The 17,812-nt window shown below is 59.1% G+C and carries 19 protein-coding genes and 1 other RNA gene; 14 read left to right on the top strand and 6 right to left on the bottom strand.

The window, feature by feature from the left end:
* Positions 1-5 precede the first annotated feature (5 nt).
* Together ACQY8Q_RS25335 and ssrA are read right to left on the bottom strand one after the other, a co-directional pair.
* Complete coding sequence (locus ACQY8Q_RS25335) at positions 6-536, bottom strand: SspB family protein (RefSeq protein WP_428429225.1); 531 nt, start codon at positions 534-536, stop codon at positions 6-8.
* A gap of 163 nt (positions 537-699) precedes the next feature.
* Positions 700-1,080: a transfer-messenger RNA gene (gene ssrA / locus ACQY8Q_RS25330) on the bottom strand.
* Between the two features lie 143 nt (positions 1,081-1,223).
* Between ssrA and ACQY8Q_RS25325 the strand changes: the two genes are divergently transcribed.
* From ACQY8Q_RS25325 to ACQY8Q_RS25285, 9 genes are all read left to right on the top strand, one after another.
* The gene (locus tag ACQY8Q_RS25325) at positions 1,224-1,532 is read left to right on the top strand and encodes a DUF2853 family protein (protein ID WP_113243287.1); all 309 of its coding nucleotides are present in this window, start codon (positions 1,224-1,226) and stop codon (positions 1,530-1,532) included.
* Between the two features lie 90 nt (positions 1,533-1,622).
* Entirely contained in the window at positions 1,623-2,417 is a 795-nt protein-coding gene (locus ACQY8Q_RS25320) for a thymidylate synthase (protein WP_428429224.1), read from the top strand.
* 62 nt (positions 2,418-2,479) lie between these two features.
* The gene (locus ACQY8Q_RS25315) at positions 2,480-3,085 is read left to right on the top strand and encodes a glutathione S-transferase family protein (RefSeq protein ID WP_428429222.1); all 606 of its coding nucleotides are present in this window, start codon (positions 2,480-2,482) and stop codon (positions 3,083-3,085) included.
* A complete protein-coding gene (locus ACQY8Q_RS25310) occupies positions 3,078-3,593 on the top strand; it encodes a dihydrofolate reductase (protein WP_428429221.1) in 516 nt (171 codons plus the stop codon). Before ACQY8Q_RS25315 ends, ACQY8Q_RS25310 begins: the two co-directional genes overlap by 8 nt.
* Before the next feature lie 150 nt (positions 3,594-3,743).
* On the top strand, positions 3,744-4,862 hold the full coding sequence (gene hflK, locus ACQY8Q_RS25305; RefSeq protein WP_113243283.1) for an FtsH protease activity modulator HflK: 1,119 nt from the start codon (positions 3,744-3,746) through the stop codon (positions 4,860-4,862).
* Positions 4,862-5,779, top strand: coding sequence for a protease modulator HflC (gene hflC, locus ACQY8Q_RS25300; RefSeq protein WP_428429220.1), 918 nt, complete (start codon positions 4,862-4,864; stop codon positions 5,777-5,779). Before hflK ends, hflC begins: the two co-directional genes overlap by 1 nt.
* An 8-nt stretch (positions 5,780-5,787) precedes the next feature.
* The gene (locus ACQY8Q_RS25295) at positions 5,788-5,973 is read left to right on the top strand and encodes a DUF2065 domain-containing protein (protein WP_113243281.1); all 186 of its coding nucleotides are present in this window, start codon (positions 5,788-5,790) and stop codon (positions 5,971-5,973) included.
* A gap of 3 nt (positions 5,974-5,976) precedes the next feature.
* Complete coding sequence (locus tag ACQY8Q_RS25290) at positions 5,977-6,363, top strand: ACT domain-containing protein (RefSeq protein WP_113243280.1); 387 nt, start codon at positions 5,977-5,979, stop codon at positions 6,361-6,363.
* Between the two features lie 206 nt (positions 6,364-6,569).
* Positions 6,570-8,105 (top strand): DegQ family serine endoprotease, encoded by a 1,536-nt coding sequence (locus ACQY8Q_RS25285; protein WP_428429219.1) that lies wholly within the window; start codon positions 6,570-6,572, stop codon positions 8,103-8,105.
* Positions 8,106-8,156: 51 nt separating this feature from the next.
* Here ACQY8Q_RS25285 and ACQY8Q_RS25280 read toward each other — a convergent pair whose 3' ends face one another.
* Together ACQY8Q_RS25280 and serB are read right to left on the bottom strand one after the other, a co-directional pair.
* Entirely contained in the window at positions 8,157-8,714 is a 558-nt protein-coding gene (locus ACQY8Q_RS25280; protein WP_428429218.1) for a GNAT family N-acetyltransferase, read from the bottom strand.
* Complete coding sequence (gene serB, locus ACQY8Q_RS25275; RefSeq protein WP_428429216.1) at positions 8,711-9,598, bottom strand: phosphoserine phosphatase SerB; 888 nt, start codon at positions 9,596-9,598, stop codon at positions 8,711-8,713. The genes ACQY8Q_RS25280 and serB overlap by 4 nt, the downstream gene beginning before the upstream one ends.
* Position 9,599: 1 nt before the next feature.
* Here serB and miaA point away from each other — a divergent pair, with 1 nt between their 5' ends.
* A complete protein-coding gene (miaA, locus tag ACQY8Q_RS25270; protein ID WP_428429215.1) occupies positions 9,600-10,502 on the top strand; it encodes a tRNA (adenosine(37)-N6)-dimethylallyltransferase MiaA in 903 nt (300 codons plus the stop codon).
* 18 nt (positions 10,503-10,520) lie between these two features.
* Here the strand turns inward: miaA and ACQY8Q_RS25265 are convergent, their stop codons facing one another.
* On the bottom strand, positions 10,521-12,563 hold the full coding sequence (locus tag ACQY8Q_RS25265) for an ATP-binding protein (RefSeq protein ID WP_428429871.1): 2,043 nt from the start codon (positions 12,561-12,563) through the stop codon (positions 10,521-10,523).
* 320 nt (positions 12,564-12,883) lie between these two features.
* On the opposite strand from ACQY8Q_RS25265, the gene ACQY8Q_RS25260 reads away from it, so the two are divergent.
* Together ACQY8Q_RS25260 and ilvN are read left to right on the top strand one after the other, a co-directional pair.
* Positions 12,884-14,677: an acetolactate synthase 3 large subunit gene (locus ACQY8Q_RS25260; RefSeq protein WP_428429214.1), complete on the top strand. Its 1,794-nt coding sequence runs from the start codon at positions 12,884-12,886 to the stop codon at positions 14,675-14,677.
* Positions 14,678-14,700: 23 nt separating this feature from the next.
* Positions 14,701-15,273, top strand: a complete 573-nt coding sequence (gene ilvN, locus ACQY8Q_RS25255; RefSeq protein WP_113316728.1) for an acetolactate synthase small subunit — start codon at positions 14,701-14,703, stop codon at positions 15,271-15,273.
* A 67-nt stretch (positions 15,274-15,340) separates the two neighbouring features.
* Here the strand turns inward: ilvN and ACQY8Q_RS25250 are convergent, their stop codons facing one another.
* Positions 15,341-16,186 carry an aldo/keto reductase gene (locus ACQY8Q_RS25250; protein ID WP_428429213.1) on the bottom strand — a complete coding sequence of 282 codons (846 nt, stop codon included), beginning with the start codon at positions 16,184-16,186 and terminating at the stop codon, positions 15,341-15,343.
* 195 nt (positions 16,187-16,381) lie between these two features.
* Between ACQY8Q_RS25250 and ACQY8Q_RS25245 the strand changes: the two genes are divergently transcribed.
* Both ACQY8Q_RS25245 and ACQY8Q_RS25240 read left to right on the top strand, forming a co-directional pair.
* Positions 16,382-16,975, top strand: a complete 594-nt coding sequence (locus ACQY8Q_RS25245; RefSeq protein ID WP_428429211.1) for a LysE family translocator — start codon at positions 16,382-16,384, stop codon at positions 16,973-16,975.
* 33 nt (positions 16,976-17,008) lie between these two features.
* Positions 17,009-17,806 carry a hypothetical protein gene (locus ACQY8Q_RS25240; RefSeq protein WP_428429209.1) on the top strand — a complete coding sequence of 266 codons (798 nt, stop codon included), beginning with the start codon at positions 17,009-17,011 and terminating at the stop codon, positions 17,804-17,806.
* Positions 17,807-17,812 lie beyond the last annotated feature (6 nt).

The following is a 17,812-nucleotide window of genomic DNA, read 5'->3' as shown; positions in this document are numbered from 1 at the left end:
GGTTTTCAGTTCTTCTTGCGGAAGGAATCCAGTGAAACCACCGAGCCGCCCTCCTTCTTGCCGTCCTCGCCGGTCTTGCCATTGTCACCGGCCTTGGCTTCGGTGTCCTGATCGTCGGACTTTTCCACTGCGGAGATCGGATAGGCGGTGATTTCGGCGGTTTCTTCCTCGTCGAAGGCCGCAACATCGAACTCAAGCTCGAAGTTGACGGACGGATCATAAAACCCGCGAATGGCGTTGAACGGGATCACCAGTTTTTCCGGTGTATCGGAGAAGGACAGGCCTATTTCGAACAGCGTTTCGGTGACCTTCAGCTCCCAGAACTGATGCTGCACAACGATTGTCATCTGCTCGGCATATTTTGCCTTCAGGTGCTGGGAAATCCGCACGCCGGGTGCGCCGGTCAGAAACGTGATGAAGAAATGATGGTCGCCGGGAAGGGCACCGGTGGCTGCGACTTCAATCAGGACCTTGCGAATGACGCTGCGAAGCGCATCCTGCGCCAGAATGTCGTAGCGGATATGGTCTTGGCCCATAAGATCCCCGTCTTTCTTGTAACTCAACTCTGTCACACTTATGCCATTTGCTCTGTACGCAGGAAAGTCCTGACATACGAGTCATTTGCATCATCTATAGACCATTTCAAGGCAACCGAGAAGGCGGCGTCTATGGGGGAAGGGTTGTGCATGGGGGGAGAGAAGTGGAGGTTTCTGTTGCCAGGTACCTCCGAACCCCGCCTTACGGTGCGAACCGCAAGGACTTGATTTGAAGTGTCACACTGCGATTAAGCAGCGAGACGAGCTTCCGCATAGTTGTCGTTTGCAACTACAATTTTAGCCCGATAACGGTGGTACAATGCCGAGCAAAAAGTCGATCTTTACGCCCTTGTCGATCCTATTTCGCCCCCATCAAAAGCCGGTCTGTCATTCGTGACATGGTTGCCATGTCTGACCGGTTTTTGGTGGAGGCGCCGGGTACCGCCCCCGGGTCCAATAGGTTTATTTCATCGCCTGTTTATCGCCATATCCGTCCGAAGACGGCAACTGTCATATAGGTCCTAAACTGCGCCAAGAAAAGGGCCATTTCGAAAATACAATTGGCGCTTCTCACGGATCCGGGCCGGATGGCTCTTGACATGCTCGCCAAGCGTGAAAAAACTCCTGTTGCACATCTTTCATCACGAAAGGTGTGCGGCATGAAGCCAAACCGTGTGAGGAGACACCATGACGGATTATCTCGCAGATGTGAAAAAATACGATAGCGCCGCCGACGAAGCGATTGTGAACAAGATCGTAAAGCATCTGGGCATCGCATTGCGTAATAAGGATTCCTCGCTCGTCTCCGCTTCCGATCCGACAGAACTCGACAGGGTCAAGGAAAAATGGTGCGGCAAGAAGCTTGGCGTCACCGGACCGGACGCCGACGCAGCCGTTGACGCCGTTGCCAAGACAATGGCCGGCGACCGTTCAAAATCCCGCGTGACCTTCTACTACCTGGTGGCAAAACACCTGGGCAAGCTCGCGACGCTTTAATCATTGAGCCTGGGGAAACCCGGGATTTACCGATTGGTTCGCCGCCGTCTTGCGCCTATTTTACCGCAAAACGAATCGGCGGCGGACCCTATGAAACAATATCTCGACCTCTTGCGTCATGTGATGGAGTCCGGCTCGGACCGTGGTGACCGCACCGGCACCGGTACACGGTCTGTTTTTGGCCATCAGATGCGTTTTGATCTGGCCGATGGGTTTCCGGTCCTGACCACGAAGAAATTGCATCTCAAGTCGATCATCCATGAACTGCTGTGGTTCCTGAAAGGCGATACCAATGTCGCCTACCTCAAGGAAAACGGCGTCCATATCTGGGACGAATGGGCCGACGCCAACGGTGATCTCGGGCCGGTCTACGGTTATCAGTGGCGCTCCTGGCCGACCCATGATGGCCGTCATCTCGATCAGATCGTCGCCCTTGTCGAGGGACTGAAGAAAAACCCGAACTCGCGCCGGCATATCGTTTCTGCCTGGAACCCGGCGCTGATCGACGAGATGGCGTTGCCGCCCTGCCACTGCCTGTTCCAGTTCTATGTGTCCGATGGAAAACTGTCCTGCCAGCTCTATCAGCGTTCCGGCGATGTCTTCCTCGGCGTGCCTTTCAATATCGCCTCCTATGCGCTTTTGACCCTGATGGTGGCGCAGGTCTGCGGACTTCAGCCCGGTGACTTCGTCCATACGTTCGGCGATACGCATATCTATCACAATCATTTCGACCAGGTGCGCGAGCAGCTGGCCCGCACGCCGAAGGCTCTGCCGAAGATGGTCATCAATCCCGATGTGAAGGACCTGTTTTCCTTTCGTTTTGAAGACTTTGAACTCGTCGGCTACCAACCCGATTCACATATCAAGGCGCCGGTTGCGGTGTAACCGCAATGATGACACTGTCGCGGCACAGGATGACCTGAGGTTGAACGGTCGAGGAGGACCCCATGCTGACGTTGATCCATGCGCCACGGTCGCGCTCATCGCGCATCATCTGGCTGCTTGAGGAACTGGGGGCGGAATATGAGATCCGCTATGTCTCCATTCGCCGCTGGGATGGCTCGGGCGGGCCGGATGACAACAATCCGCATCCGCACAAACAGGTTCCTGCACTTTTGCACAATGGCGCGCTGGTCACCGAATCTGCTGCCGTCACCCAATATCTGGTCGAACTTTATCCGCAGTCGGAACTCGGCCGTCCGCCGGGACATCCGGAGCGTGGCGCCTATCTGTCGTGGCTTGCCTATTATGCCGGCGTGATAGAGCCGTCCGGAAGTGCCTTCCTGTCCGGTGTTGCTGCCGGAAATCCTGCCCTTTTGAAAGTGTACGAGGACATGTGCATGCATGTAGTCGAGACGCTGACGAAGCAGCCATTTCTGCTGGGCAACGCGGTCAGCGCCGTCGATCTGCTGCTGGTCAGCGCACTGACATGGATGCGCAAGCTGCTGCCGGACAGTCCGGTGGTCGATCAATATGTGCAGTCGATGATTGAACGCCCGGCGCTTGCCCGTGCCCGCGCGCTCGACGTCAAACCGGATGGATTTCATGACTGAACCGAAAGTAAGCATTGTCGTCGCGGTGTCCGCCAATGGCGTGATCGGCAGGGACGGTGGCCTTCCATGGCATCTGCCCAGCGACCTCAAGCGTTTCAAGGCGCTGACGCTTGGAAAGCCGGTGATCATGGGGCGAAAGACATGGGCCTCGATCGGGCGCCCGCTTCCGGGCCGCCCCAGCATTGTCATCAGCCGGGACGCGCATTTCATAGCGGAAGGGGCAATCGCCGTTCAATCGCTGGACGCGGCATTGGTTGAAGCGCGCAAGTTGGCGGCTGAGCTTGGTGTCGATGAGGTCTGCGTGATCGGCGGCGGCGAAATTTACCGTCAGGCCATTGGCCGGGCCGATCTGCTGCATGTGACCACGGTTGCGGCCGAGGTCGAGGGCGATACCCGGTTTCCCGCGATCGATAGCGCTGTTTTCGAAAAGATCGTCGATGAACCCCTGCCGCAGGGCGAGAAGGACAGTCATGTTATGCATTTCTCAACCTGGCGGCGGAAAAGCTGAGCAATGCTAACTATTTTGCCGGATTTACGGTGAAGTTGGATGCATCGCGTTGAAAGCGGTTCTGGACATACCTATAACGGGTTCACATCATGGCTCGCGGTACGTCCGCGGGGCATTGATCTCGGAATTTTTTCTATAGAAGAGGTATGAATGCCCTGGAGCAATCAGAACGGCGGCGGCGGTGGTCCTTGGGGCGGCGGCGGCGGTGATAACAAGGGTCCCTGGGGCCAGGGGCCAAACCGGCCGCGTGGCGGCGGCGGTGGTGGCCGTGGCAATGGCGGTCCCCCGGATCTTGAGGAAATCTTCCGCCGGGGTCAGGACCAGCTGAAAAGCGTGGTTCCGGGTGGTTTTAACGGCGGTGTCGTTGCCATCATCGGCCTCCTGATCGTTGGCTTTGTCCTGATGAACTCGATCTACACCGTCCAGCCGGACGAGCGCGGCGTCGAAATGCGTTTCGGCAAGCCGAAGGACGAGATTTCCATGCCGGGTCTGCACTATCATTTCTGGCCGCTTGAAACGGTCGAAATGGTCAAGATCACCGAGCAGCAGCAGAATATCGGCAACAGGGCAGGTGTTGGCGATCAGGCCGGAAGCGGCCTGATGCTGTCTGGCGACCAGAACATCGTCAATGTCCAGTTCTCCGTGCTGTTTTCCGTGACCGATCCGAAGGCCTATCTCTTCAACGTCGAGGATCCGTCCGACACGCTGCAGCAGGTAGCCGAAAGCGCGATGCGCGAAGTCGTCGGCCGTCGTCCTGCACAGGACATCTTCCGCGATAACCGTCAGGCAATTGCTGCCGACGTGAAGACGACGATCCAGGCGACTATGGACGCCTATGGTGCCGGCGTATCCGTCAACACGGTCGCGATCGAAGACGCAGCACCGCCGCGCGAAGTGGCTGATGCGTTCGACGAAGTACAGCGTGCCGAGCAGGATGAAGACCGCTTCGTCGAAGAAGCCAACCAGTATGCCAACCAAGTGCTCGGTAAGGCCCGTGGTCAGGCAGCCCAGTTGCGCGAAGAAGCGGCCGCCTACAAGGATCGTGTCGTCAAGGAAGCACAGGGTGAGGCGCAGCGCTTCATCTCGGTCTATGACGCCTATGCCAAGGCCCCCGATGTGACGCGCAAGCGGCTCTATCTCGAAACAATGCAGAGCGTTCTCGGTAAGTCCAAGAAGGTCATTCTCGACGAAAAGAACGGCCAGGGCGTGCTGCCCTATCTGCCGCTCAATGAAATCGTCAAGCCCGCGCAGTCGGGAGGGGCTCAGTAATGACCAATCGTCTTCCCTATATCCTCATTGGCCTGGCACTCGTGCTGATGGCCGTCTATTCTTCGGTGTTCATCGTCAACCAGCGTCAGCAGGCAATCGTCGTGCGCTTCGGTCAGATCAAGGACGTCAAGACCGAGCCAGGCCTATACTTCAAGCTGCCATTCGCCTTCATGGATGCCGATCGGGTTCAGTATGTCGAAAAGCAGGCTCTGCGCTTCGACCTCGACAACATCCGCGTCCAGGTCTCCGGCGGCAAATTCTATGAAGTCGATGCTTTCGTCGTCTACAAGATCGCCGATGCCCGCCGTTTCCGCGAAACGGTATCCGGTGATCGTGCTTCGGCCGAATCACGTCTTCGCACCCGTCTCGACGCTTCGTTGCGCCGGGTCTACGGTCTGCGTGGCTTTGAATCGGCGCTCTCCGAAGAGCGTGCATCGATGATGCGCGAAGTTAGGGCCGACCTGAAGACCGACGCCGAATCACTCGGCCTCAACATCGAGGATGTCCGCATCCAGCGCACCGATCTGACGCAGGAAGTCTCGCAGCAGACTTTCGAGCGGATGAAGGCGGAACGTCTGGCGGAAGCCGAACTGATCCGCGCCCGTGGTAACGAAAAGGGCCAGACCCGCCGCGCCGTTGCCGACCGTCAGGTTGTCGAGTTCGTTGCCGAAGCGCAGCGTGATTCGGAAATCCTGCGTGGTGAAGGCGAAGCCGAACGGACGGACGTGTTTGCCGATGCTTTTGCCCGTGATCCGAAGTTCTTCGAGTTCTATCGCTCGATGGCAGCTTACGATCAGGCAATCGGCAGCCCTGACACGACGCTGGTCCTGTCGCCAGATTCGGAATTCTTCCGTTATTTCAACAGTTCGGATGGTGCACCGGCTCCATCTGCCACTCGGCCCGCTGCAGGAAACTGATCAGTGAAATGAGTGACTTTCTGACGGGAATTGCTTTTTTCCTGATCATCGAGGGGCTAGTGTACGCACTGGCCCCTTTGGTTTTGGTGGAAATGGCAAAGCGTTTGCCCCATATACCAGAGCAACAGTTACGGCTGTTCGGGCTCGTTTCCGTCGTCATCGGCGTCGCACTTGTCTGGATAGTGCGAGGATAGGACATGACACATAAATTGCTCATTCGATTGGTGGACGCAGAATATGCGATCACAAGGCTCAACATCGGAACGCCGCTGCCGGACTGGCTGCCGGGAGCAGGCTTCTGGGCCGTCTCAAGTTCGCGCGAGGAGATGACGCTTGTGTGCCGTGCGGCACGCATTCCCTCGAATATCCAGTCGTCGGGCGGCTGGCGCTGCTTCCGTATCGAACAGCATTTCACCCTCGATATTCCAGGCATTCTTGCCTCTGTGCTGAACCCGCTTTCCGAAGCCGGTGTGGGCATCTTCGCCAATTCCACCTTCAGCACGGATTACATCTTCATCATCGGCTCCGACCTCGACAAGGCCGTGGCAGCGTTGAAGGCGCACGGTCACGAACTGATGAATTGACGGCTGGGTGTCGCTGCCCTTGAGACGCTGACGAAAAGATGACTGGACGCGTCCCAAATCCGCCTTATCTTCGAACAGATTCTACGCCACCCTGCACGGCATAGAGGTTGACGCAGAGCCAACCTCGCAGCTGTGACCGTCCGTATGACGAACACTTTTTGCCGGTCGTTTTATCGCGGCCTGCCTTCCCAAATCGAGAGGACCCCATGGGCTTGTCCATCCGCGCTTCCTTCTTCCTGTCTGTGACGCTTGCTGCAAGTGCTGCTCTGCTGATGAATTCCGTGCCGGTGCTCTCCGTGGCGCATGCCCAGACCAAGGCACCTCTGCCGACCCAGCAGGGCCCGGAATCGGTTGCCGATCTTGCTGCCGGACTCCTCGACGCGGTCGTCAATATCTCGACCTCGCAGAAGGTAAAGAACGACGACCAGGCGCCGATGCCACAGGTACCGGAGGGGTCTCCGTTCCAGGATTTCTTCGATGAGTTTTTCAAGGGCAAGGGCGGCGAGGGCGGTAGCCGTCAGCGCACCGTCGATTCGCTTGGTTCCGGCTTCGTCATCGATCCTTCAGGCATCATCGTCACCAACAATCACGTGATCGAGGGTGCCGACGATATCGAGATCAATTTCGCCAATGGCACCAAGCTCAAGGCCAAGCTGATCGGCACCGATACCAAGACCGATCTTGCTGTGTTGAAGGTCGAGCCGAAGAAGCCTTTGACCGCCGTTCCGATCGGTGATTCCCGGCAGATGCGGATCGGCGACTGGGTGATGGCGATCGGCAACCCATTCGGTCTCGGCGGTACGGTGACGGTTGGCATCATTTCGGCGCGTGGCCGTAACATCAATGCCGGTCCCTATGACAATTTCATCCAGACCGATGCTGCGATCAACAAGGGCAATTCCGGCGGCCCGCTCTTCAACATGAAGGGTGAGGTCATCGGCATCAACACGGCGATCATTTCGCCCACCGGCGGCTCGATCGGCATCGGCTTTTCTGTTCCGACGGAACTTGCCGCCAACGTCATCTCCCAGCTCAGGGAATTCGGCGAAACCCATCGCGGCTGGCTTGGCGTGCGCATTCAGCCGGTGACGGGCGATATTGCCGAGAGCCTGAAGATGGACACGCCGAAGGGTGCGCTCGTGGCTGGGATCATCAAGGGCGGTCCGGTCGATGGCGGTGCAATCAAGACGGGCGACGTGATCCTCAAGTTCGATGGCCGTGATGTCGTCGAGATGCGCGATCTGCCGCGTGTGGTGGCGGAAAGCCCCGTCGGTAAGGCCGTCGATGTCGTGATCGTGCGCGATGGCAAGGAGATGTCCGTCAAGGTGACGCTTGGGCGTTTGGAAGATGGTGAGAACCTGGCCGAAGCCGAAGCGGCAAAGCCTCCGGAGGCCGGGGAAGGCACCGATCAGGCCGAGCCGCCGGCTGCCGAACTGCCGGCATCCGATGTGGTGCTCGGCATGAAGCTTGCCGTGCTCGATGCCGATAGCCGCAAGACCTATGGAATTTCCGATGACGTCGAAGGCGTCGTCATCGCCGAGGTCCAGCCGCAATCGGCTGCCGCCGAACGGCGGATCGAAACTGGCGATGTGATCGTCGAGATCGGCCAGGAGGCGATGAAGACGCCGGAGGATGTATCGGCACGAATCGAGGAACTGAAGGCGGACGGCCGGCGTAACGCACTGTTGATGATCGCCAACAAGACCGGCGAACTGCGATTTGTCACGGTGCGCATGGAATAGTTTTCGCCCGCAGGCGATGACGCATTGAAAGGCGGGCTGAAAAGTCCGCCTTTATCGTGTCTGCCATTCCTCACGGCTGAGCGCATAGACGACATGTTGCTTGAGATGCGGCGTCGTCTCCGGCACGCGGGGGTGCTGGAAGTCGCGGGAGGGATCGCGGCGCAGGCCGATGCGTGTCATCACTGCCGTCGAGCGCGCATTGTTCTCCACGGCGAAGGAGACGATTTCTTGAAGGGCGTGCTGTTCGAAGCCATGCCGGAGCATCGCTTGCCCAGCCTCGGTCACAAACCCCTGGCGCCAGAAGCGGACGGCGAGCCGCCAGCCGATTTCCACCGTGCCATCCGGCAGGAAGGGCTCAAGGTCGGTTCGGGCGAGGCCGAGAAAACCGATCGGTTCATCGGTCCCCTTCAACGCCAACGCGAAAAAACCAAGTCCGGTTTCGCTGATCCGGCGCTGCGCTTCATCCATAAGCGCATCTGCCTCTTCACGCGAACGTCGGCGTGGAAAGAACTCCATCACCTTCGGATCGGCATTGATCTCTGCAAACAGGGACCGGTCCGTCTCCAGCCAGTTGCGGATGCGCAGGCGCTCTGTCTCCAGAATGATCATCGGACGAAATCCGTCTTGCGGTAGCCCTGGATGTAGAGAAGGGCTGTGAGGTCGGCGTGATCGATGCGGATCTTGACCTGCGCCGAGACCATGGGCTTGGCATGCAGCGCAACACCGGCGCCGGCCAGATGCAGCATGCCGAGATCGTTGGCGCCATCGCCGACAGCAAGGGCGTCTGCGCTCGAAATGCCGAGCCGCGTGGTGATCTCGACAAGCGCATCGACCTTGGCCTGCTTGCCAAGGATCGGTTCGGCGACAGCGCCGGTCAGATGGCCGTCTTTTTCCAGCAGAATATTGGCGCGGTTTTCATCGAAGCCGAGTGTCGCGGCGATCGGGCCGGTGAAGACGGTAAAACCGCCGGAGACCAGGGCCGTGTAGTAGCCCTTTGCCTTCATGGTCGCGACCAGTTCAGGGCCGCCGGGGGTCAGCGTGATGCGTTTTTCGATGACGTCGCCGACGACGCTGAGCGGCAGGCCCTTGAGCAGGGCGACGCGCTCGGTCAGGGCCGGCTCAAATGCGATCTCGTCGTTCATCGCCCGGGCGGTGATCGCGGCGACCTTATCCTTCAGTCCGACTTCGGCGGCAAGCTCGTCGATGCATTCCTGACCGATCATGGTGGAATCCATATCGGCGATCAGCAGTTTCTTGCGGCGCGTCTCGGCGTTCTGGACGATGACATCGATGGGGGCATCGCCGATGACGCCGCGCAGCAGCGCTTCCTGCCAGTCCGGATTGGCGCCGTCCTTCAGTGCGATATCGCAGGCAACACCGTCGGCCAGCCAATAGAGGCCGGATGCGTCGACTGCGGCTGCGGCCTCTTCGGCGAGCGCTGCGGTTAGGACGGGATTTGACGGATTGGCAACAAGCGTGGCAACGAAGGCCATGATGAAAAACCTTGAGATTGGACAGGATGCAATCCTGATAACCGGGCCGACTGCCAGCGGCAAGTCCGCTCTCGCCGTGGCGCTGGCGAAACAGCACAATGGCGTCGTTGTTAATGCCGACAGCATGCAGGTCTATGACACCTTGCATGTGCTGACCGCGCGCCCGTCCGAGGCAGACATGCAGGGCGTTGTGCATCATCTCTATGGCCATGTCCCGGCATCGCAGCACTACTCGACCGGTGAATGGTTCCGTGACGCGGTGGCCGTACTGGAGACGGTCCGCAGTGAAGGGCGCATTGCTGTGTTTGTCGGGGGTACCGGGCTCTATTTCAAGGCGCTGACCGGCGGGCTGTCGGATATGCCGCCGGTGCCTGCACCGATCCGTGACGCGGTGCGGAGCCGCTTGCTGGCCGAGGGGGCCGAAACTTTGCATGCGAGCCTTGAGGACAAGGATCCGGAAACCGCTGCAATCCTGCGGCCGGGCGACGGGCAGCGTATCGCGCGCGCGCTGGAAATATTCGAGGCGACCGGCCAGTCCATCCGCATCTTTCAGGCGCGGCAGGGACCTGTCGCCATTGATCCCAATCGTGCCATGAAAATCGTCGTACTGCCGGAACGGCCGGTGCTGCGCCAGCGGATCGACCGGCGCTTTGCCGGAATGCTGGAAAGTGGCGCTTTCGAGGAGGTGAAGGCTCTTCTGTCGCTTGACCTCAAGCCGGAAATGCCGGCGATGAAGGCGATCGGCGTGCCTCAAATTGCCGACATGCTGGCAGGAACGATGAGCAAGGCAGAGGTGATCGAAACGTCGTCGGCTGCGACGCGGCAATATGCCAAGCGGCAGATGACATGGTTTCGCAATCAGCTGGACGACAGCTGGCTGCGTTGGGATCCCGCAGGCGTATAAGGCTGCAGGTATCCGGTCTTACTTGCGGATGATGCTGCTCAACGGCTTTTTCAGCAGGCTTTCGCGCAGCGATGGCCGTGGTGTGTCCGGGTTGGGCTGTGCGAAACTCGGCGTGGGACGCGGCGGTGTTCGATAGGGATCAGAACGCGGCGTTGCCGGTTCGTCCGACAATAGCTGGCTGCGGATCTGGTTGAACCGTTCAAGTTGGGGATTGGGCGGTTCGTTGCGTGGCAGCATGGCAGGATTGTAGGGTTGGGACGCCGCCGCTTCTTGGTCTGCAGCGAGGTCAGCGTTAAAGGCACGGATGTCGCGAAGATCGTCATCCACCGGGACGGCATCCTGGTCCTGTTCGCCAATGCTTGCCGTATAGGCATTCTGGAAACTGGAAATGTCCGGGCCGCTCATGGCGCGCATCCGCGACACGACATTGCGCAGATCCACAGTGTCCGGTGTTTCATCCGTGATCTTGACGCCGATGCCGTTCGCCTTCGGCAGGTTTTTTTCCTCGATGCGGGTAAAACGCATGCGCATCGGCACCGCCACGGCCTCGCCAAAGGCAATCGCCTCGCCATTACCGATCGAGGAAATGAAGCTGGTGGTCGAAATCGACGAGTTGGGGATCGCCGAACGAATGATTTCCTGGTCGCGGTCGTTGGACAGTCGCATCGCAAACACCGTCGAGCACTGCGACAGGATAGTCGGGTCGAGCTCTCCCGGGCGCTGGGTGATGATCCCCAGCGAGACGCCATATTTGCGGCCTTCCTTGGCGATGCGGGCGATGGCCTGACGGGTCGGAATGAAACCGAGGCTGGCATCGGCCGGGACATAGCGGTGCGCTTCTTCACAAACGACCAGCATATGAACGCCGCCATTGCTCCACAGCGCGATTTCAAACGCCATGCGGCAAAGTACTGAGGCGACCGAGTTGACGACCTCGGACGGAATGCCGGCGAGTTGGAACGTCGTGATCGGCCGGCCTTCGCCGGGAATCCGGAAGATCTTGGCGATCGTCTCCAGAATCGTATCGGTGATGGTGTTCGAAGAGAACATGAAATTGTAGCGCGGATCGTTGATCGCGCCGATCACCTTGACCTTCAGCGACCGCAGGTGCGGCTTGTCGTTGCGGCCTTCCAGGCGCCCGATGCGTTCGTCGATCATCGCCAGCAGGTCAGCCATGCGGTAGGGCACCGGCGTATCGGCGGTGATCGAGCTTTTCTCGCTGGTGCGGCGTGCGAGACCGGAATCCGCCGAGCCCTTGAAGGCCCGCTTTGCTTCCGGAATGACATCACGCAGGATATCGAGCTCTTCGGGAACCGGCGGCCGGCCACGGAAAACAACCTCGGCGAATTCCTCAAGCTTCATTAGCCAGAAAGGCAGGTCGAGATTATCGGTGTCGATGACCACAGCGATGTCGGGAAAGGCGGCGGCGAATTCGTTGTGCGGATCAAGGATCAGCACGCGCAGCTTCGGATCCGAGGCGATGGCCTTGTGCAGCAGCAGGCTGACGGCGGTGGATTTGCCGACGCCGGTGGTGCCGACAATGGCAAAATGCTTCGATAGCATTGAGGGCACATGGATGGCGGCGTCGAGGCTTTCATCCTGGGTCAGCTTGCCGATGACGCAGGTGTCCTCCTTGCCGGTATCGTAAATGCGGGCAAGATCGGCAGAGCGGATCCGATGGGCAATGGCGCCGAGATAGGGGTACTGGGTAATGCCGGCGGAGAATTCCTCGCGGCCGTTCGGGCTCACATGGACTTCGCCCATCAGCTCCACTTCGATGCGGAACGTGTTGTCGAGTTCTTCGCCCCATTCATTGGTGGCGGTCTGCATCGAATAGACCAGAGCGACGACGCGGTTTTCACCCACCGTGATGGAAATCAGCCTGCCGACGGACCACAATTCGGTCAGCGAGGTTTCGCCGTTTTCGGCAATGGCTGCGATCGTCGCCCGCGAACCGCTGCACGCAACGACGCGGCCGAGAAAACGGTTGCCCCGTTTCAGGGTGTCGCGTCGTTCCTGCTCTCCGGCGCTGATCGAAGAATGGAGCTCATTGTTTAGCAATAGGAAACCTCTGGCCACGAATACGTCATATTACCGGAAGCGATTTAACAAGTTGTTTCTTGGACTTGGACGTGTTTTGTTGAATTAAGCGCGCTATGGTTGTTTTTGGGAAAGGCGTTGACGGAATGTGCATTTCTGTTTATCAATCGCGCCCATGAACAATATCGTAGTTATTCTTGTGGTGGGACGGCGCATGGGCAGGATGGTGTAACCATCCGGCGATAGCCACCCATGCGCAAAACACCAGGCCCTCAAGGGGCCTTTTTTTATGCCTTCAAACACGATACAGCCAAAACGCGAACATGGACGGAAACAGGCCAATGAGCGGTACAGACAACCAGACGGAAGCAAACCAGATGACAGGGGCGGAAATTGTTCTTCAGGCACTGAGGGACAATGGTGTGGAGCATATTTTCGGTTATCCGGGTGGTGCCGTTCTGCCAATCTATGACGAAATCTTTCAGCAGGACGATATCCAGCATATCCTCGTCCGCCACGAGCAGGGCGCCGGCCATATGGCCGAAGGTTACGCGCGCTCGACCGGCAAGGTCGGCGTCATGCTGGTCACTTCCGGTCCGGGGGCAACCAATGCAGTGACGCCGCTGCAGGATGCTCTGATGGACTCAATTCCGCTGGTTTGCTTAACCGGCCAGGTTCCGACGTCGCTGATCGGTTCCGACGCTTTCCAGGAATGCGACACTGTCGGCATCACACGGCCCTGCACCAAGCACAATTGGCTGGTCAAGGACGTCAACGAACTGGCCAGTATCATCCATGAGGCGTTCCGCATCGCCCAGTCCGGCCGTCCCGGCCCGGTTGTCGTCGATATTCCGAAGGACGTTCAGTTCGCCACCGGCACCTACACGCCGCCTTCGGCCTCTAAGGTCCAGAAAAGCTATCAGCCGAAGCTGCAGGGCGACATGCGCCAGATCGAGCAGGCGATCGAGATGATGAAGGGCGCGCGCCGCCCGGTCATCTATTCCGGTGGTGGCGTCATCAACTCCGGCCCGGAAGCATCCAAGCTGCTGCGCGAACTGGTCGAGCTGACCAATTTCCCGATCACGTCGACGCTGATGGGACTGGGCGCCTATCCGGCATCGGGCAAGAACTGGCTGGGCATGCTGGGCATGCATGGCACTTACGAGGCCAACATGGCCATGCACGATTGCGACGTCATGGTCTGCATCGGCGCCCGCTTCGACGACCGCATCACCGGCCGCCTGAATGCCTTTTCGCCGAATTCCAAGAAGATCCACATCGACATCGATCCGTCATCGATCAACAAGACCGTACGCGTCGATGTTCCGATCATCGGCGATATCGGCAATGTTCTGGAAGACATGGTTCGCGTCTGGCGCGCCTCGGCTAAGGATGCCGACAAGGCGCGCATGACCGAATGGTGGGAAAGCATCGTTCACTGGCGCGGCCGCAACTCGCTCGCCTACAAGATGAACGACGATGTCATCATGCCGCAATATGCCATCCAGCGCCTGTATGAGCTGACCAAGCATCGCGACACTTACATCACCACCGAAGTTGGCCAGCACCAGATGTGGGCGGCGCAGTTCTATGGTTTCGAGCATCCCAACCGCTGGATGACTTCGGGCGGCCTCGGCACCATGGGCTACGGCTTCCCTGCGGCGATCGGCGTTCAGGTCGCCCATCCCGATGCCCTCGTCATCGACATTGCCGGCGATGCGTCGATCCAGATGTGCATTCAGGAAATGTCTTGCGCCGTGCAGCATAATCTGCCGGTCAAGATCTTCATCCTCAACAACCAATACATGGGCATGGTCCGTCAATGGCAGCAACTGCTGCATGGCAACCGCCTGTCCAACTCCTACACCGAAGCCATGCCTGATTTCGTCAAGCTGGCTGAGGCCTATGGCGGCGTCGGCATCCGCTGCGACAAGCCGGCTCATCTGGATGCTGCCATCCAGCAGATGATCGACAGTCCGGCACCGGTGATCTTCGATTGCCGCGTCGCCAATCTCGCCAACTGCTTCCCGATGATTCCATCGGGCAAGGCGCATAACGAGATGTTGCTGCCGGACGAAGCCACGGACGAAGCGGTCGCCAATGCGATTGATGCCAAGGGCCGCGCACTGGTTTGATGGAATAGGAAAAGGACACGATCATGAACGCACATCTTCAGCCGACCGGCTCCGCCTATTTCATCGCCAAGGAAACCGAGAAGGCGGAAAACCACACGCTTTCGGTTCTCGTCGACAACGAGCCGGGCGTGCTTGCCCGCGTCATCGGCCTGTTTTCCGGCCGGGGCTATAATATCGAAAGCCTGACGGTTTCCGAAACCGAGCATCAGTCGCACCTGTCACGCATCACCATCGTCACGCGCGGCACGCCGCATGTGCTGGAGCAGATCAAGGCACAGCTGGAGCGCATCGTTCCGGTTCACCGCGTCGTCGATCTGACGGTACGGGCCGCCGAACTTGGCCACGACCGGCCGATCGAGCGCGAAGTGGCGCTGGTCAAGGTTTCGGGCCAGGGCGAAAGCCGGGCCGAGACCCTGCGTCTTGCCGACGCCTTCCATGCCAAGGTGATCGACGCGACGCTTGAGCACTTCATTCTGGAAATCACGGGAAAATCCTCCAAGATCGATCAGTTCGTGGCGATCCTGAAGCCGCTCGGCGTTCTCGAAGTCTGCCGCACCGGCATCGCAGCGATGAACCGCGGCCCGCAGGGGATGTGAGCTAGCGGCAGATTTGAATGAAAAAGGGCGCCATTGGCGCCCTTTTTCATGTCACAAAGACATCCGCTCATATCATTTCCAGCGGCATTTTTCTGCCCGGTGGCGGGAAGGCTTGGTCGAGGATTGCCAGATCCTCCGTGGTCAGCTGGACCTCGACGGTTGCCCGGTTTTCGCGCACGCGTTCCGGCATTGCGGTCTTGGGGATGACGATGACACCGGGGTTGCGGATCAGGAAGGCAAGGGCGACCTGTGCGACCGTTGCCTGATGGGCCTTGGCGATGTGGATGAGGTCGGGATGGCGCATCAGCCGGCCTTCGTCGAGCGGCGAATAGGCCATGAGCGGTATGCCGCGCGCCTGATTGTCCTTCAGGAGGTCATATTCGATGCCGCGGCGGGCGAGATTGTAGAGCACCTGGTTGGCGGCGACGTTGCCCCCGTCGGGCACATTGAGAAGCTCCTCCATATCGTCGGCATCGAAATTGGAGACACCCCAGGCACCGATCTTGCCGGCCTGGCGCAACGCCTCGAAGGCTTCGACCGTTTCCGCCAGACGGTAGCGGCCGCGCCAATGCAGGAGATAGAGATCGATATGATCGGTGCCGAGCCGCTTCAGGCTGGCTTCGCAGGCCTTGATTGTACCGTTGCGGCTGGCATTGGTGGGCAGCACCTTGCTGACGATGAAGGCGTCATTCCTGCGGCCCTTGATAGCTTCGCCGACAATCCGCTCGGCACCGCCATCGGCATACATTTCAGCGGTATCGATCAGCGTCATGCCGAGATCAAGCCCGTGGCGCAAGCACTTGGCTTCCTCGGCGGCGCTCGCCTTGCGCTCGCCCATATGCCAGGTGCCCTGGCCGATCACGGGGATGGACGTGCCCGAAGGGAGGGATGTGGTGGGAATGGTGTCTTGCATCGGTATCCTCTTTCGGCGGCATGTCGGACCAACCGTAGGAATGGTCGATGTCTCATTTAAGGCGTATCGTGGTTGGGCAAAGGCCCAATGTCAAAAACTCTGTCGCGAAGGGGTCCTGTTCTTGTCACCCTGACAAGTTTCGGGTGGTCTTTGGAGATAGGTCAATTATCCTGACCTAAATATCGGGAGGACTTCATGCAGGCCGACACGCTTCTGGCGTTGTTTCTTTTTGCGTTCACCACATCCATCACGCCGGGGCCCAACAATATGATGCTGTTTGCATCGGGCGTGAATTTCGGTTTCGTCCGCACCATCCCGCATATGCTCGGCATCGGCATCGGCTTCTTGTCGCTGCTGGTTGCGGTTGGCCTTGGCCTCGGTGCGCTGCTGCATTCCGTGCCGATGCTCTACATCGCGCTGAAATTCGCTGGCGGCGCCTATCTCGTCTGGATCGCCTGGAAGATCGGCACGTCGCGGACGATGTCGGAGGGCAAGGCGGGCGCGGTGCCGATGACCTTTCTGCAGGCGGCGGCATTCCAGTGGATCAATCCGAAGGCCTGGGTCATGGCCGTGACGGCCATGGCGACCTACACGACCGAACAGAGCTATATCACCAGCGTGCTTATCGTCGGTGCCATCTTTGCGATCGTCAATGTTCCCAGTGTCTCGACCTGGGCGGGGTTCGGCTCGGCGCTCAGGCAATGGCTGTCCGAACCGGTGCGGCTCAAATGGTTCAATATCACCATGGCGGTCTTGCTCGTTCTTAGTCTTTGGCCGATGCTGCGCTAACGCGGCCGGTTTCGCGGCGGATGGGAGGCCAGCATGCCGGGCTTGGTTGTCTTGATCATTGACGGACTTGCTTTCGTGGCCGGCGCGCTTGTGATCGTCTTCGGCAGCTATTTTGCGGCGCGAAAATGTCTCAACCCTGGAGTGGAAAGCGACCGGACCCATGACGCGGCGGCGACCATTGCGGTACGGATTGCTGCCTTGCATGGTTTGATCCTGGCGTTGGTCTATGCCCAGGCGCTCGGTGACTACAAAGGCATTCGCAACAACCTGATGGAAGAAGCGGTGGCGATATCGGATGTGTTCAATGATGCCGGCCGCTACGGCGGCCCGGTGGTTGCTCCGGTCCAGAAGGAGCTGGCGAGTTATGTCGTCACCGTTGTCGGCGAGGAATGGGACATGCTGGGAAAACGGCAGGGCCTCTCGCCGAAGGCCTGGGCGCTGTGGAACGATGTTTATGAACACCTGCTCGACCTGGAGCCGCAAACCGATCGTCAACGCTTTCTCAGCAACAGGATGCGCGACCGGGCGGCAGCGATTGCACGCTTTCGAGAGATCCGCGAGCAAACGGCAGCCGGCGGTTTTGAAGGGATGTTCTGGGCACCGGCGGTGATCGGGCTCTGCCTTCTTTCCATCCCGTTCTATGTCTATCGTCCGAACCGGACACATCTGTTTCTGCTATCGATTTTCGGCGCCTATTCAGGCGTCGTCCTCTTCTTCATTTTCGCTTTTTCCAATCCGTTCGGACAACCGGGAGGGCTTGATCCCGTAGCCTTCCAAAGCCTGTTGCGCGGGGACATGGGCAACGGCCTGCCACCGGCTGCAACGAACTGAGAAACC

Source organism: Pararhizobium sp., assembly GCF_965279435.1.
Lineage (GTDB): Bacteria > Pseudomonadota > Alphaproteobacteria > Rhizobiales > Rhizobiaceae > Pararhizobium.
Note: the sequence above shows the minus strand (reverse complement) of the source record. Positions and strands in the feature narration are given on the sequence as shown.